This is a genomic window from Rhodothermales bacterium (assembly GCA_040221055.1).
Taxonomy (GTDB): Bacteria; Bacteroidota; Rhodothermia; order Rhodothermales; family UBA10348; genus 1-14-0-65-60-17.
Genome location: JAVJVN010000009.1, coordinates 143,056 through 158,288, shown reverse-complemented (window position 1 = coordinate 158,288; position 15,233 = coordinate 143,056). Strand labels below are relative to the sequence as shown.

13 protein-coding genes and 1 tRNA gene are annotated in these 15,233 nt (G+C 60.7%); 2 read left to right on the top strand and 12 right to left on the bottom strand.

The genetic code is table 11. The annotated features are described in order from the left end of the window. Window positions 1–10: 10 nt before the first annotated feature. Window positions 11–880 (bottom strand): bifunctional methylenetetrahydrofolate dehydrogenase/methenyltetrahydrofolate cyclohydrolase FolD, encoded by an 870-nt coding sequence (gene folD, locus RIE53_03355; protein MEQ9103711.1) that lies wholly within the window; start codon window positions 878–880, stop codon window positions 11–13. Between the two features lie 133 nt (window positions 881–1,013). Between folD and RIE53_03350 the strand changes: the two genes are divergently transcribed. Next, window positions 1,014–1,085, top strand: a tRNA-Gly gene (locus RIE53_03350). Between the two features lie 95 nt (window positions 1,086–1,180). Continuing rightward, window positions 1,181–2,542, top strand: a complete 1,362-nt coding sequence (locus RIE53_03345) for a serine hydrolase domain-containing protein (protein MEQ9103710.1) — start codon at window positions 1,181–1,183, stop codon at window positions 2,540–2,542. On the opposite strand, the gene RIE53_03340 is transcribed toward RIE53_03345, so the two are convergent. From RIE53_03340 to RIE53_03290, 11 genes are all read right to left on the bottom strand, one after another. After that, complete coding sequence (locus RIE53_03340; GenBank protein MEQ9103709.1) at window positions 2,543–4,006, bottom strand: oligosaccharide flippase family protein; 1,464 nt, start codon at window positions 4,004–4,006, stop codon at window positions 2,543–2,545. Further along, window positions 4,003–5,571 (bottom strand): DUF6798 domain-containing protein, encoded by a 1,569-nt coding sequence (locus tag RIE53_03335; GenBank protein ID MEQ9103708.1) that lies wholly within the window; start codon window positions 5,569–5,571, stop codon window positions 4,003–4,005. The genes RIE53_03340 and RIE53_03335 overlap by 4 nt, the downstream gene beginning before the upstream one ends. Further along, window positions 5,568–6,518 carry a GNAT family N-acetyltransferase gene (locus RIE53_03330; GenBank protein MEQ9103707.1) on the bottom strand — a complete coding sequence of 317 codons (951 nt, stop codon included), beginning with the start codon at window positions 6,516–6,518 and terminating at the stop codon, window positions 5,568–5,570. The genes RIE53_03335 and RIE53_03330 overlap by 4 nt, the downstream gene beginning before the upstream one ends. Next, entirely contained in the window at window positions 6,515–7,960 is a 1,446-nt protein-coding gene (gene hslU, locus RIE53_03325) for an ATP-dependent protease ATPase subunit HslU (GenBank protein MEQ9103706.1), read from the bottom strand. Before hslU ends, RIE53_03330 begins: the two co-directional genes overlap by 4 nt. Beyond that, a complete protein-coding gene (locus RIE53_03320; GenBank protein ID MEQ9103705.1) occupies window positions 7,953–8,918 on the bottom strand; it encodes an NYN domain-containing protein in 966 nt (321 codons plus the stop codon). The genes hslU and RIE53_03320 overlap by 8 nt, the downstream gene beginning before the upstream one ends. A 130-nt stretch (window positions 8,919–9,048) precedes the next feature. Further along, complete coding sequence (hslV, locus tag RIE53_03315) at window positions 9,049–9,594, bottom strand: ATP-dependent protease subunit HslV (protein MEQ9103704.1); 546 nt, start codon at window positions 9,592–9,594, stop codon at window positions 9,049–9,051. 50 nt (window positions 9,595–9,644) lie between these two features. Beyond that, the gene (dacB, locus tag RIE53_03310; GenBank protein ID MEQ9103703.1) at window positions 9,645–11,141 is read right to left on the bottom strand and encodes a D-alanyl-D-alanine carboxypeptidase/D-alanyl-D-alanine-endopeptidase; all 1,497 of its coding nucleotides are present in this window, start codon (window positions 11,139–11,141) and stop codon (window positions 9,645–9,647) included. Further along, window positions 11,138–11,947 (bottom strand): rod shape-determining protein MreC, encoded by an 810-nt coding sequence (mreC, locus tag RIE53_03305; GenBank protein ID MEQ9103702.1) that lies wholly within the window; start codon window positions 11,945–11,947, stop codon window positions 11,138–11,140. The genes dacB and mreC overlap by 4 nt, the downstream gene beginning before the upstream one ends. A gap of 7 nt (window positions 11,948–11,954) precedes the next feature. Next, on the bottom strand, window positions 11,955–13,535 hold the full coding sequence (purH, locus tag RIE53_03300; GenBank protein MEQ9103701.1) for a bifunctional phosphoribosylaminoimidazolecarboxamide formyltransferase/IMP cyclohydrolase: 1,581 nt from the start codon (window positions 13,533–13,535) through the stop codon (window positions 11,955–11,957). Continuing rightward, a complete protein-coding gene (purN, locus tag RIE53_03295) occupies window positions 13,532–14,134 on the bottom strand; it encodes a phosphoribosylglycinamide formyltransferase (protein MEQ9103700.1) in 603 nt (200 codons plus the stop codon). The genes purH and purN overlap by 4 nt, the downstream gene beginning before the upstream one ends. Before the next feature lie 101 nt (window positions 14,135–14,235). Further along, window positions 14,236–15,174, bottom strand: coding sequence for an LD-carboxypeptidase (locus tag RIE53_03290; protein ID MEQ9103699.1), 939 nt, complete (start codon window positions 15,172–15,174; stop codon window positions 14,236–14,238). Between the last annotated feature and the right edge of the window lie 59 nt (window positions 15,175–15,233).

Below are 15,233 nucleotides of genomic sequence, written 5' to 3'. Positions count from 1 at the left end.
TCGATGGGGGTCAGTGGTCGGTGGCAGCTTTGAGCGTATTCTGCAGAAGTACGGCAATGGTCATGGGTCCGACACCGCCCGGAACAGGCGTGATATGGCCCGCAACTTCCTTCACGGCATCGAAATCCACATCACCGACCAGGCGGTAGCCGCGCTCCCGAGTGGGATCATCCAACCGATTGATCCCCACATCTATGACGGTCGCTCCCGGCTTGACCATGTCCGCCGTGACGAAGTTTGCCCGTCCAATGGCGGCTACCAGGATGTCTGCCTGGCGTGCAATGGAGGGCAGGTCCTTGGTGCGACTGTGGCATACGGTTACCGTCGCATCCACGCCCTTGCGCAGCATGAGGCTCGCAAGCGGCTTGCCGACGATGTTCGATCGGCCGATGATGACGCAGTGTTTACCGGATGTCTCGATACCTGAACGCTGGAGAAGCTGGACAATGCCGGCCGGGGTAGCAGGAGCGAAGCCATCCAATCCCGTGGACAGCCGACCTACCGACTCGGGATGGAAACAATCCACATCCTTGGCCGGGTTGATCGCATTGATGACCCGGTGCTCGTCGATGTGCGAAGGAAGGGGCAGTTGGACGAGGATGCCGTCGACGCCGTCGTCGTTGTTCAACCGCTCCACCACGTCCAACAACTCGGCTTCAGTAATGGATGCGTCATAGGTGAGCGTCTCGCTTCCGATGCCCACTTCGGCCGAACTCTTGGCTTTTCCGCGCACATACGATGCCGATGCGGGATCCTCACCGACCAGGACAACTGCCAGGAACGGGGCGCGATGACCGGATGAAATGTGCCGTTCAACGGATTGTTTGACTTCGTCCCGGATTTCCGCGGAAATGCGCTTTCCGTCAATGATGTTGGCCATGATCGTGTCGGCTGGTGGAATGTCATGACCAATGTACGACCGGACGGGAATGTTCTTGTTTGAGGTTCGTGTAAAGGTGTGTGTGTGCATCTTGACGGCGGCCGGAATTCTGCCTATTATTGCAGGCTCAAATGCGGGTGTAGCTCAGTGGTAGAGCATCACGTTGCCAACGTGAGGGTCGTGAGTTCGAATCTCATCACCCGCTCCGCGAGAAGGGGGGCAGTCAAGCGACTGCCCCCCTTTTTTTGTGCCTCCGATTTGGGCTATCATGTCGGGTCCTGCCACCTTCCCCGATTGATCATGCACCTGAATCCGAAATTTCCTCTGTTTATCCTGTTCATGTTGTCGGCCGTGCATCCGGTGACGGCCCAGGAAGTGCCCCTCCACCTGGACGGGCTCAAAGCCCACGCGGACAGCCTTTTCAGCCCTTGGAACGAGGAAACACCGGGTGCCACGGTTGCCCTTTTCAAAGCGGGTGAGCCCGTGTTCGAGGCATCGTACGGCACGGCCGACCTGCAATGGGCCATACCGACCAGCGGCGATACCGTCTACATGCTTGCATCGGTATCCAAACAGTTCACGGCATGGGCCATTGCCACGCTCGCGGTCCAGGGGCGGATTGACCTGGATGCGGACGTGCGGACGGTCATTCCGGAGATGCACGCGTTCGACCCACCGGTTACCATCCGGCATCTCGTGCATCATACCAGTGGACTCCGGGATGAATTCGATCTTCTCGGCATGGCCGGTTGGCGAATGGATGACGTGACGCTCCATGAGCACATCCTGGGCCTGGCGTATGCCCAGCGGACGTTGAATTTCGAGCCGGGAAACGCGTACTCCTACAGCAACACGGGGTACACGCTGATGGCCGAGATCGTTCACCGGGTAAGTGGCCAGACGCTGGGGGAGTGGCTCCAGGAGAACGTGTTCGGGCCACTTGAAATGAAGGACAGCCACATCCATGAGTCCTACACGGAGATCGACGCGCGTGCCGCACAGGGGTACGAACCGAACGGCGAGGGGGGATATCGAAAGCAACTCCTGGTCTATGAAAACAAGGGGTCGACCGGGATGTTCAGCACGGTCGGTGACCTTGCCACATGGGCACATGCGCTGAACCGGAAACAGATCGGTGAGGAGGGCACGTGGGAGCTGGCCCACACGCGCGGCATGCTGACGTCCGGAGATACCCTGGCATACGCCTTCGGACAGAGTCTCAACACCCTGTACGGGCACGCCAGGGTGTCACACAGTGGTTGGCATAGGGGGTTCCGGACGGTACTCATGCGATTCCCGGACGATGATCTGACCATGGTCGTTCTGGCCAATACCAATTCGTTGAATCCGTCGGAAATGGCGGAGAAACTGCTTCATCATGTGTTTGCCCCGGACGCCGATTCGTTACGAACGTACGCTGGTGTGTACCATTCCGACGAGTTGGGTTCTACGTTCGACGTGTCTCTGACGAACGGCACATTGACGGCGACCCACGCCCGGAACAGCCCGTTCACCATGACCTGGTCCGACCCTGACATGTTTTCCACGTCTGCGTGGTATTTCGATACCATCCGTTTCGTGCGAAACCACGCGGGAAGCGTAGTCGGCTTCGAGGGCACCACGGATCGTGCGCGGAAGGTGCTCTTCACCCGGATCGAGTGATCATCGCACGTTCAACAGCTGCTCTTTCCGGATGACATAGAGTCCGAACAGGCCCAGCGCCACGCACGCGCTGAAAGTGGTGACCAGTCCGTTGGCGCTTGCTCCGATGAAATGCAGTGCAACAAGCAGCGGTGAACACACCAGGGTGTATCGGACATAGGGCTTGATGACACGCCGGAAGGGTACCCGCGCGAGACGCGTAAGCAGCACGATACTGAAAATCCGAACGGCAGCGCCACCCACACCGAGATAAATCATGGTGGTTGTGACATCGCCGGTCCGACCGCCGACAATCATGGCTCCCGTGAGCACGACGAACATGATGATGGCGACAACGAGCTCGAAGCGCTGGCGCTCCAGCACATCGAACAACCGCGTAAGCGGAGACGACACGGTGGTAAACAGGATCCATGGTCCCAGGAACAACAAGTATTCTCCGCTCGCCCGCCAGGTCGCCGAGAACAGGAATTCGAATACATCGCCACCGACCACCATCAGGACCGCCGTGACCGGCAGCACGAGCATGACCATCCGTTTATGGATGTTCTCCGACAGTCCGGCCAAGGTGCCCTCCCGGTGGGCTTCCACGGCACGCACGAAAAAGACCTGGGCAATGGTCATGGCCAGCTGGCTCATTGGAATGAAAAGGACGGCAAAGGCCTGTGAATAGATGCCCAGGACCTCTTTGTTGAAGTAGTACAACAAGAGCAGAGCCGGGAGTTGGGAGACGCCGGCAGAGATCATGGCGGCCGGTGTCGTGAACATGGGAAATTTCCGATAGCGGACCGCCACTTCACGGAGCATACCCGTATCCAGACCTCCTGGAGATCCTTCAAGGGCCGCCCTGACGGAGGTGCCCATCCGTTTCACGTACAGGGCGGCCTGGGCCAGGTGGCCGAGGGCGAACCCGAAAATCAGTCCGCCCGGGCTGGCCCGTACGAATCCGGCCCCGATACGGACCACCGTCATGACGGTGCTCTGCGCCACCTGCCCTCCACTGATGAGACTGAACTGTTCATTGCGCGAGAGCCAGAGCTCCATGGTCTTGGCACCCCGCTGGATGAACAGCACAACGGGGACGGTCCAGATCCAGTCGGCCATGGCCGGCTCACCGAAGAGCTGCTCGATTTCGTGGCGCAGGGGAATCAGCACCAGCAGGAGCATACACATGCCGATGAGGACACCCATGGACAGCACGAACGCGTGCGCCGCCTTCCGGGGCGTGTCCGAGATCATGAGCGCATCCTCATAGCGCAGCGTGACAAGCGGCTGGCATATACTCACGATGGCAAAAACCGCTGCGTAGATGCCAAAATCCCCTGGATCGTACATCCGCAGCAGGATCGTCTTCGCGACATAGGCGAGGATGAAGGCGTATCCCGTCCCGGTCAATAACTTCAGGACCGGGCCGCGGAAACCGGAATCATCCAGCAAATGCGAAAAACGGGCTCGGAGTCGTTTCATGGGGCGAGGGGTGCAGGCGCACGCAAGAGACACCAGCCGGACTGGCAAACAAGGGGTGCAGGGGGAGCAATGGACTCCGGAACGATGGCATGGGTAGCGTTGATCCGGGCCAGGAGCGTTTGCCATTCCCCGGCTGTACGTTGGACATAGGCCCGTGACAGGGCCTGCAGCCAATCCGTACCTGCTTGTCCCGGTTCAGGCGCGGCGCCGATGGCAACCAGACGATCGTACCACTCCAGCACGGCGTCGGACTGGAACGGGAACGCCTTGAAGTTGACGTACTGGGCCCGGTGTGACGCAAATTGGAATCCGGTCCAGCCCGGCGGAATGACCACGACGGCATTGGCGGGTGTATGTGTTTCGACCACCTGCGCCAGACGCCGGAATTCCACGCGATCGGGTCGCATGAAGGGCAGGGCCCGCTGCTGGACCGGGGTCAGGCTGACCACGAGGGCCACCCCGAGCATGGTCAGAAGCAGGGCCACCACGGCGCACTGGCGAATAGTGGGGAGGCGGTGACTGAGCATCGCCACGAGTCCGGTCGAAACAAGTACGACACAGGCGCCCCGCAGGAGCACGGCCAGTTTGAACGGCTGCACGACCGTCAGGGGGCCGTCGGGCCAGAGGTGGACGACCACGGCTGATGCGGCCAGGCCACCGGTCAGCACCCAGCAGACAAGCGCAGCGGTCTGGCGTGAAAAGGCAGACCGGAATACGGCCGGTTTGCTCCACAGGACCCACGCTGCAGCGCCGACCAGTACGAGGAGAAGCATGAGGGAGGCAGGGTCAAACGCATGCGGCAGATAGTGATGTGGCGATCTGAGGTGTACCAGGATTTCGGATGCGCGGTCATCGGCCGGAGATGAACCCGGCAGGAACATCCAGACGACGGGGATTGCCAATGCCAGCCAGAGACCGCTCCACAGTCCAATCATCTTCCAGGACAGCGTACCCGTAAAGCGGGCGAACAGCAGGACGACGAGTACGACGCCGCCGGACTGAAGACCGACCAGGGGATGGATCCACACGGCAAGGCCGAACAACAGGCCACTGGCCCAAACCGCCGTGTTTCGATTCATCCTGGCTGTCGTCCAGATGCTCGCCCCGAACAGGACCATGCCCCAGGCCAGGGACTCCGGCACGAGCAGCCCATACATGAAGTCATTCCCGCCCGGATTCCACCGACTCGTCACGATCAGGACCAACGGAATGGCCAGCAGACCGGCGCGAGGGTCATCGGTAATGGCGAGTGTCAGGCGGTAAATGCCCGCACCAAGCAGGAGCCAGGAGAGGACATACAGGGCCAGGACCGCCTGTCCTGTCGTCAGCCCAGCCAGGGTCATGCCGTGCAGCACCCAGGCGAACGCCGCACGGACGGAAACCGAAGCAAGCTGGGATTGAACGAACCAATCCGAGGTCAACCAATCGGGATTCCCCAGATGAATCAGGTAGGGCAGGAATTCATCCTGATCCGACACGCCGAAATCAACACCGAACCGGATGGCAAACCAGACGGCGGTCATGGCGGTGACCAGCAGCACAGCTGCACTCCGGACCCGGTTCATGATGCCCCACGGAAACGGCCAACAGTGCGTCGTGCCGCAGCCAGCAGCGCAGGCATCCCGTTACCCGGAAGGATCAAATGGGCGTACGTAACCCGCTCTGCGCCAAGGCGACGCTTGAATTCCGCGATGGATGGGGTGTTTGCTCCCATCAGGTCGAAGTTCCGGATACCCTGTTCGGCCAGGTCCGCAGCAGCGGTCCCCACCAGGACGGACATGGCTGGTCCTGGCACACTTCCACTCAGCCAGTACCAGGCCGTCGAACCCCGGTGAAGGACGACAATTCCGGCCGCTATCCCATTGTCGGATTGACGACGCGCAGTGTACATCCGCGCCCGTCCAACCTTGAGCATCAACAGGGCCAGGTCGGCCATGCGGGCCGGTGATCCGCCGGGAAGGGTCCGGCCATGGCGACCATACGCGTTGGCCAACAGGTCGATGGTGGCACGGACATCGGACTCCACGGAGGGTGATCGGGACGTCTCCGCGCACACATATTCATCCGCATGCTTCCGGAAGGTTCGTCTGGACGAAGAAGAATAGCCGGAAAGGACGGTTTCCAGGGTTCCGGTTGTCAATACGGCGGTATCCCGTTCGCGCACGGTCCAACCCGGAAGGGCGGGTAACGGTTGCGGCCAGGAGGCGGGCAGGGACAACAGGGCCGGAATGCCGACATTCCGGAGCATTTCGCACAGTTCCTGGAGCCCGGTGTTTGGCAACGGCTCGCCTGGGTTAGTGTCAAGGGCAAGGGCCGTCCACGGGGCAAACGGGGGAAGCACGATTTCCCGGAACGGACCGGTTCGTCGCTCCACCAGCAGGGCCGAGAGACCGACGGTCGTATCCACGCGCCGGACGGACCAGCCGAACACAGCGGCCAGGCCAGCCACAAACCGCTCATCGGAAAACGGAGTGGGCAACACCGACTGTGCGTCGATGTCAGCCCACCTCATAGGATATACTGGCTCAAGTCCCGGTTCTCGATGACCGAGTCCAGTTTGGCCGCAACCATGGCTTTGTCCACGATCACCGTCGTGTCCTGAACCACATCCGGGACATCGAACAACAGGTCTTCCAGCAAGGTCGTCAGGATGGTATGCAGACGGCGTGCTCCGATATTTTCCACATCGGCATTCACCTCCGCGGCCATCCGGGCAATCTCACGGACTGCGACGTCCTCGAAGTGTACCGTCAGGCCTTCGGATGCCAGCAGGGCTTGGTATTGCTTCAACAAGGCGTTTTGCGGCACCGTCAGGATCTGATAGAAATCATCCTCGGTAAGACTGTCCAGTTCAACCCGGATGGGGAAGCGCCCCTGGAGTTCCGGGATGAGGTCGCTGGGCTTGGCCACGTGGAACGCACCGCTTGCTATGAACAGGATATGGTCGGTCTTGACCATCCCATACTTGGTCATGACGCCAGACCCTTCCACGATGGGCAACAGGTCCCGCTGGACGCCTTCACGCGAGACGTCCGGTCCCGACTTGCCGGATCCCGTGCGTGCGGCCACCTTGTCGATTTCATCAATGAAAACGATACCGGACTGCTGGACGCGGGTCAGGGCATCCTTCGTCACTTTGTCCATGTCAATCAGTTTCTGGGCCTCCTCCTGCGCAAGCAACTCACGGGCTTCCTGAACCGGAACGCGGCGCTTCTTGGACTTCTTTCCACCCAGATTACCGAACAGATCCTGCAGGTTCACGCCCATCTCTTCCATGCCCATGGGTCCAAAGACCTGCAACATGGGCGACTTGTCGGCACTGACTTCGATTTCGATTTCCCGCGCATCCAGGTCGCCGTTGCGCAGTTTGCGGCGGAATTTGTCCCGGGTGCGCTCGCGCAACTGGGCTTCCGATTCGATTTCCGGAGCGTCTACCGACGAAGCCGGGCTTCCTTCGGGACGGACACCGTGGTCAGCCGTCAACGAGCCCTGCGCGGACCGGGTTGCCACGGGGCTGGACGGTCGTGCCTGTGCGGGCGGAGGCGGAATCAGGATATCCAGGATCCGATCTTCCGCACGTTCACGGGCCCGTTCCTGGACGCCCTCGGTATGCTCCTCGCGGACCATGTTGATGGCGATGTCAGCAAGGTCGCGGATCATGGACTCGACATCCCGACCCACGTAACCGACTTCCGTGAACTTCGTGGCTTCGACCTTGATGAACGGGGCGCCGGCCAAACGCGCCAACCGGCGTGCGATTTCGGTTTTTCCGACACCGGTCGGGCCGATCATGATGATGTTGTTCGGCATGATTTCGTCCCGCATGTCCTCCGAGGCACTCATCCGGCGCCACCGGTTGCGGAGTGCGATGGCCACGCTCTTCTTCGCTTCGTGCTGCCCGATGATGTATTTGTCGAGCGCATCGACAATCTGATGGGGGGTCAACTCAGACATGGGGCTCCTCGTAATCGTCGTCTTCATCATCTGCTGCACGGTCGTCCTCGTACTCCTCGTCCCGATAATGATCGTCGTAGTGCGGGCCCGTTCCGGCGGCTGCGTGCTCGCGTACATCCTCCACGTCCGGGTGCTCGTCGTTGACCAGCAGGACCGTGTAATTATGCGGGAAGCCCCGCCGCTTTTCGAGCCACACCGCGCCGCACTCCTCCAGGATGGTCACCAATTCCTTGGGCTCTTCGGCGTCGCCCAGGACTTCCGACAGTTTCCTGAGCAACGGGGTCAGGTAGACCTCCTCGTATTGACCGAAGAATTGCTCGATGACCTCGAGTGCCTGGCGCGCGCCATCGTCATCCAGCGGAATGATTTCTGCCGGACCGCCGGCATATTCGTCGGGGCGTTCGCCGTCCGCGTCGAATCCCTTGTCACCCCCGGGGAAGGTGGTCTTGTCCAGCAGGAAGCGGACATTCAGGAACGCCTCCATGACATCGGCAGGGAAATGATCGCTTCGGGAAGGACTTTCCAGGGAGGCCATGACGACAAAGTGCCCTTTCTTCTGGAGACGCTGCACCAGGGGCACGAACCACTGGTTTCCTGAAAGGATGATGTAGGCGTGGGGGGATTGTTGAGCGACCGCGATTTCAACGGCCTCCATGGCCAGGTCAATGGTCGTGGCTTCGTCGGACGCGAGGGCGTGGGAGAACCGGGGCTCTATGCCGGATGCCAGCCACGCGCCGGTGGCGCGATGGCCTTGTACGTGCCCCGGAGGCAGGCTGGCAAAGGCTACCGTCCGGATGGTCCGCAGCTGCAGGTGGTCCTGCACGTGGCGTTGGACTTCCTTGATGAGTTCAATGACGACCGAGTCCGGCTGTTCGTCGGTACCGGCTCGTTCCACAATGACTCCGAACAAGTTGGTGTAGTCCACAAGAAGTGTGGCGTGGAACGACGGGTCGGACATGGGATGAATTTTCTTGTTGGGCATATTTCCAATACTGATTAACGGGCGCCTTGAGTCACCTTCAATTATTGCTTTCAATTACTTATCCGGATCAAGGCGCTGAAAAAAGGCTCTGGATCATGGATTTCAATCAGGATACATCGTTCAATTCAAGGATGGTCAGGTTCGAATTCGTGTAGATGCAGATCTCGGATGCAATCGTGAGTGACTGCTCAACGATGGTCCGGGCGTCCAGATCACGACCATGTCGGATCATGGCGCGGGCCGCCGCCAGGGCAAATGGTCCCCCGGATCCGATGGCCACGATTTCATCATCCGGTTCAATAACGTCGCCTGTTCCGGAAATCACCAGAAGGCGATCTTCTGCGCCAACCGCCAGCAGGGCTTCCAGCCGCCGAAGGTAGCGATCCGTTCGCCAGTCCTTGGCCAGTTCAACGGCCGATCGGGTCACGTCTCCGCCATACCGCTGCAATTTTTCCTCGAAACGCTCGAACAGCGTGAACGCATCGGCCGTGGCTCCGGCGAAACCGGCCACGATCTTTCCGTTGAACAGGGAGCGGACTTTCCGGGCCTTGTGCTTCATCACGGTGTTGCCCATGGTCGCCTGGCCGTCCGATCCCATGACCACGCGTCCGTTGTATCGGACGCCTACGACAGTTGTGCTTTTAATGCTCACGTATACGTTTTTGAAGTGAGTGCGTGGTACGGCAACGCGTACCGGTTTGTTCAGTCGACCGATGCAGCGAGCGCCGCCCCTATCCGGTCCTGGATGGCGCGGACACCCGATGTGGATCCGGTGTAGTGATTGACCATCACGGAAAATGTCAAACGGGTACCGGATGCGTTCGTGACGTAACCGGAAAGCGCGCTCGCGCTGCCCAGCGTGCCCGTTTTCCCGATCAGATTGCCGGCAGCGGGGGTACCCCGCATACGGGAGCCGATGGTACCGTCAACGCCTGCTATCGGGAGCGAGGCGGCGAACACGGAGCGTATGGTGGAATCGGGATGATGGGCCATATACTGCAGCAAGTCCGTGGTCATATCGGCAGTCACCAGGTTCAGCCGGGACAATCCGGAGCCGTCCACGAGCTGGATGCGTGACGTATCCAGCCGCGCAGCGCCGAAGACCTCGAGGGATGCCCGTACGCCGTCGGCCGCCGATGCGCCGGTGGAATCATTGACGAGACCGCCCATGGTTTTGAGCACCTGCTCTGCGTACAAATTCTGGCTTCGCTTGTTGATGACCGTGACGATATCGACCATGGGCGGGGAGCGATGGACGGCAACTCGGGTGGCCTGCTCATAGTCGGGCAGGAAGGACAGGTCATCCACATCCCGCGGCGAGCCGCCTACCGAAATCCCTTCGGCGAGCAGCGTTTCCCGGAGCACATGAACGAAAAACAACGTCGGATTGCGGACGGCCAGCGATTCGAAGTCCGTTCGACCTTCCGGCACCTCGCTCCAGAACCGGAAGGCGTTGCCGTCCCGGCTCCGACTGTACCCTTCCCGGATCCTGCTGTCCGCCGGGCCCGTCATGCTGGCATTCTCGGTGTGGACGTAACTGGTCCGGGCCGGCTCCCAGGTCAGGAAGGCTGGCTGGTTCTCCAGAGCGGCGACGAGCGCAAAATCGACGCAATTGTCATTGAAAGACAGCCCACTGATTTCCGCCGAGTACCAGTAAGGTTCATCATCCCAGGCCCAGGAATAGCCCAGAGGAACATCATCGAACACATTGTCATCCCCGACGATGTCGCCTTCAATCCGGTGGATTCCGACGGCCTTCAATGAATCTGCCCAGGTGCGGAACGTCTGCGTAAGGTCTCCGTCGTTGAACCGGCCACCGATCACCGGATCGCCTGACCCTTTCACCACGAGCGCGCCCTCAAGCACGCCGTCCCGGACGGGCCCCGCGGCATAGAGGCCGGTTTTGTATACATGATCCGCACCCAGCATCTCGAGCGCAGCCGCTGTCGTGTACATTTTCGTGTTCGATGCGGGAATCATGCTGGTGAACCCATTCCGGTCGTAGATGACCTTGCCGGATTCCGTTTCCAGTACGCGAACGGCCCAGATGGCATTGGGTGTATTGGCGTCGAACAGGATCTGGTTCAATGTATCCCTCAGGGCCACATTGGTTTGCGCCAATGTCTGCGCAGGATGCATGAGGCAGGTCATGGCAGCCACACAGGTCATCAGAGCGGGCAGGGAGCGGAATCTCATCATGGATTGAACGGAATTTGTGAGGAAACAGGGCGCGAACGATCCACGAAGACATGGGTCAGGTCGTCAATGCGACTGAAGGGCCGCACGTAGATGGCAAGCGTCGGGGCTCCCGGTGGAACCATGACCGTGTCTATGACCCCGATGGGGGTGGAGGAATGGAAAATGTCGGATGGCCCGGCTACAACCTGGTCGCCAACCCGTACCGGAGCCGTGCGCTCCACCAGCTCCATGAGCAGCGTGCCGAAACGCTCTCCGTCCCAGCGGATCATTCCGTCCGATCCACTCGGCAGGATCCGGGCGGGGACATAGAAATCGGTATTCTGGAACGTCATGACTTGCGTGAACCGCTCCGTCACAAGCAGGGTTTTGCCCACTATGCCGCGCTCGTCGACGACGGCCATCCCTTCCTCGATTCCGTCACGTCGGCCGACGTCCAGCACAATCAGATTGCGCTCACGAGTGATATCCTTGGAAATCACGCGTGCGGCCACAAGGTCGGTGGAGACGGTATCACGAAGACCGAGCATGTCCTCGAGCTCCCGGTTCTCTACGATGGCTTCGCGCATCTGCGCGACTTCGTTGTTGAGCAATACGTTGCGCTCCCGCAGTGCCTCATTTTCCTCAAGGGCCCGGAAATAGCGGCCTATGCCGGCAAACAAGGTTTCGACGGCAGAGGTGGCTTCAAGGGATCGGGCGCGAAGTCCGCGGAACATGGGGTCATTCGCCGTCAGCAGGGTGACGACCGACACCATGAGCAGGCTGCCCAGCAGAACCCAGTCCCGAATCCGTTCCCAAATGCGCGTCATTCGTCCATCAATGGCGGAAGTGTCGGTGGCCCGTAAAGATCATGGCCATTCCATGCGCATCCGCTGCAGCAATGACTTCATCGTCCCGGACCGATCCTCCGGGTTGGATGGCCGCAATGGCTCCATTCTGTGCTGCTTCGAGCAGGCCATCGGCAAACGGGAAGAAGGCGTCGGACGCGATCACGGATCCGGCCAGGTCCAGGCTGGATTTCCGGCTCTTGCTCACGGCAATCTCGGACGAATCGATCCGGCTCATCTGACCGGCGCCTATACCGAGCGTCCGGCCATGTCCGGCATAGACGATGGCGTTGCTCTTCACATGTTTTGCCACGCGCCAGGCGAAGTCCAGGTCGGCCCATTCCGCATCGGTCGGTTGCCGCTTGGTGACGACCGTGCATCGCTCCCGCAGGGCATCCGGACCCGGGAGGACCGGATCGCGATCCTGCACCAGAAGGCCGCCGGCCACGGACCGGATGTCCCGACCCATGTCGGACCGGGCGGGCGACAATTGGCGGATGATGCGGCGGTTCTTCTTCTGCTCCAGGAAGTCCTGTACGCCGTCTTCGAAGGCCGGGGCAATGATGAGCTCGGTGAAGATGGCATCGATGGATTCGGCCGTTGCCATGTCCAACGGCCGATTGGTGACCACAATGCCACCGAAGGGAGACTGCTTGTCTGTTGAGAAGGCCTTCTCGTACGCTTCCCGCAAGGTGGATGCCGTACCGACACCGCACGGATTGGTGTGTTTCAGGATGGCTACCGTGGGTCCAGCCTCAGCAAACTCATCAATCAACAGCAGAGCAGCGCTCAGGTCCAGCAGGTTGTTGTAGGACAACTCCTTGCCATGCAGCTTCTCGAACAGGTCCTCCGGCCGTCCATACAGCTCGGCCTGTTGATGCGGATTCTCGCCGTACCGCAAGGTCTGTGCACGGGGAGCCACCCAGGCAAAGGGCGCATCGTCGCGGGTGCGTGCGAAATAACGCGATACCGCCGCGTCGTAGGCCGCCGTATGGTCGAACACGTCGGCGGCCAGGCGACGGCGTGTGGCCATGCAGAGCGTGCCGGAGTGCTCGGTCAGTTCCTGTGTGACGGCTCCGTAGTGGGTCGGATTGCAGACCGTTGCCACGAAGAAGAAATTCTTGGCGGCTGCCCGGAGCATGGTGGGGCCTCCGATATCAATATTCTCGATGGCCACGGCATCCGTGGTGTCGGCAGCAGATGTGGCGTCGGAAAACGGATACAGGTTGACCACGACGAGGTCGATTTCCTGGATGCCCTGCGCGGCAAGTTGGGCCTGGTCTTCCGGGTCCGTCCTTCGGGACAGAAGGCCTCCATGTACCGCTGGATGGAGCGTTTTGACCCGACCTCCCAGGATTTCCGGATAACCCGTGAGGTCATCCACGGGTGTGACCGGAAGCCCGGCGGCCAGCAGTTCGCGCGCCGTCCCCCCGGTGGAGATCAATTCCACGTTCAAGGCGTGAAGGGCACGTGCGAATTCAACGATGCCGGTCTTGTCGAACACGGAAAGCAACGCGCGGCGAACAGGATACCGGTCATCCGGCGGGGGCAGGTCTTTAACGTGGATCATGCGTCTTGTATTCTGACCCGACGGCCATGAACCGTCAGTCGGTTGGCGGCCAACAGCTGGATGGCCTCGGGATAAAGTGAATGTTCCACTGCCAGCACACGTGCAGCCACGTCCGCGGGAGTGTCGTCTTGATGGACCGGAACCGCCTGCTGCAGGATGATAGGGCCCGTGTCGTACGTTTCGTCGACAAAGTGGACAGTGGCACCGGTAATCCGGACACCATGTGCCACAACGGCTTCATGGACCCGAGCTCCATACATGCCGGAGCCTCCGAACGCCGGCAGGAGGGACGGGTGGATGTTGACCATCCGGTGCCTGAAGGAAGCGACCATGTCGGGCGGAATGCGTCTCATGTACCCGGCGAGGGCCACGAGGTCAATGGCGTGCTTGTCGGTGAATACCGAAGGATCGTCGTCCGGTCCACAGACTTCCGTCGGGACACCTGCCGCCCGGGCCCGATCCAAGGCACCCGCCGATGCGGACGATGCCACCAACAGGGAGACATCCGCGCCGAGTCCGCCGGCTGCGGCCCGGTCCAGGATGGCCTGGAAGTTGGAGCCGCCTCCGGAAGCAAAAATGGCCAATCTGGGCAGGGACATGATGAACGATGGGTGTGGAGCTCCAGTCTACGATTTCCGGGACTCACCGACACACAAGAGCCCATGAAATAGTCGGGCACGTCGGCTCCGGGGTGTGGAACTCACGCTGGACGGACCACCGACTCCAGCAGATCAAGACGCGCCGTGTCTTCCGTAACCGAGAGCCGGGCGCGGACACCGATCGGAACGGCACTTTTGACCGGAAAGTGACCGTACAACAACCCGGTTGCAACCGGGATGTCCAATGACATCACGTTGTCCTCGAACACCTCGTCCAGGGTCAGCGAGCGCTTTCCCGCCGGGAATCCGCACTCAGTGAATCCTGCAAGCACGATCCCGCCAAGTTGTTGCAGGACACCGGCCAAACGTAGTTGCGTGAAATAAGCATCTATCCGATAGGGTTCTTCGCCCACGTCCTCGACCACCAGGATGGCACCCGACATGTCCGGCAGGTACGGTGTACCGAGCAGTCGGACGACCATCGACAGGTTGCCTCCAATAATGCGTCCCTCCACCGTTCCACGGCGGGCGGGGGACAGATCTTCGCCTGCGGGACCCAACAGCGGCCCCGCCCCTCCGCCAGCCAGTTCCAGGAATTGCTTGCGGGAACCGGAGTCGAGATCCGGCCAGTCCACCGCCACCATGGGACCTGATACACCGGACCACCCGGATTTTGCCAGGAAGGCCAGGTGCAAGGCGGTGATGTCGGAATAGCCGACCAGTAATTTGGGATGTGCCCGTGCCGCTTCGTAATCCAGGTGGGGCAGGATCCGCATGCATCCATAGCCGCCACGGATGCAGATCAGGGCATCGATATCGGTGCGCCTGAGGAAGTGGTTGAGTTCATTCGACCGATCCTCATCAGATCCGGCCAAGTAGCCTCGAGCATCCGTGAAATCACGACGTTGCTCGATATGCCACCCTTCGCGACGCATCCGGTCGATGCCCCGGGCAATCCGGGTGTGATCGGCGGGCAAGGAGGCCGGGGCAATGAGGCCGATCCTGGAATCGGGTCCCAGTGGAGCAGGTCTGTTCAGCATTTCATCCGGATGGGTTGACGCGGCAGGGGTTGCAATATATCATCGGGCGGAGACTTCCC

Excerpts from the sequence above, each read along its gene's own strand:
- folD (MEQ9103711.1), bottom strand. The coding sequence starts at position 880 with ATGGCCAACATCATTGACGGAAAGCGCATTTCCGCGGAAATCCGGGAC.
- RIE53_03345 (MEQ9103710.1), top strand. The coding sequence starts at position 1,181 with ATGCACCTGAATCCGAAATTTCCTCTGTTTATCCTGTTCATGTTGTCG.
- RIE53_03340 (MEQ9103709.1), bottom strand. The coding sequence starts at position 4,006 with ATGAAACGACTCCGAGCCCGTTTTTCGCATTTGCTGGATGATTCCGGT.
- RIE53_03335 (MEQ9103708.1), bottom strand. The coding sequence starts at position 5,571 with ATGAACCGGGTCCGGAGTGCAGCTGTGCTGCTGGTCACCGCCATGACC.
- RIE53_03330 (MEQ9103707.1), bottom strand. The coding sequence starts at position 6,518 with ATGAGGTGGGCTGACATCGACGCACAGTCGGTGTTGCCCACTCCGTTT.
- hslU (MEQ9103706.1), bottom strand. The coding sequence starts at position 7,960 with ATGTCTGAGTTGACCCCCCATCAGATTGTCGATGCGCTCGACAAATAC.
- RIE53_03320 (MEQ9103705.1), bottom strand. The coding sequence starts at position 8,918 with ATGTCCGACCCGTCGTTCCACGCCACACTTCTTGTGGACTACACCAAC.
- dacB (MEQ9103703.1), bottom strand. The coding sequence starts at position 11,141 with ATGATGAGATTCCGCTCCCTGCCCGCTCTGATGACCTGTGTGGCTGCC.
- mreC (MEQ9103702.1), bottom strand. The coding sequence starts at position 11,947 with ATGACGCGCATTTGGGAACGGATTCGGGACTGGGTTCTGCTGGGCAGC.
- purH (MEQ9103701.1), bottom strand. The coding sequence starts at position 13,535 with ATGATCCACGTTAAAGACCTGCCCCCGCCGGATGACCGGTATCCTGTT.
- purN (MEQ9103700.1), bottom strand. The coding sequence starts at position 14,134 with ATGTCCCTGCCCAGATTGGCCATTTTTGCTTCCGGAGGCGGCTCCAAC.
- RIE53_03290 (MEQ9103699.1), bottom strand. The coding sequence starts at position 15,174 with ATGCTGAACAGACCTGCTCCACTGGGACCCGATTCCAGGATCGGCCTC.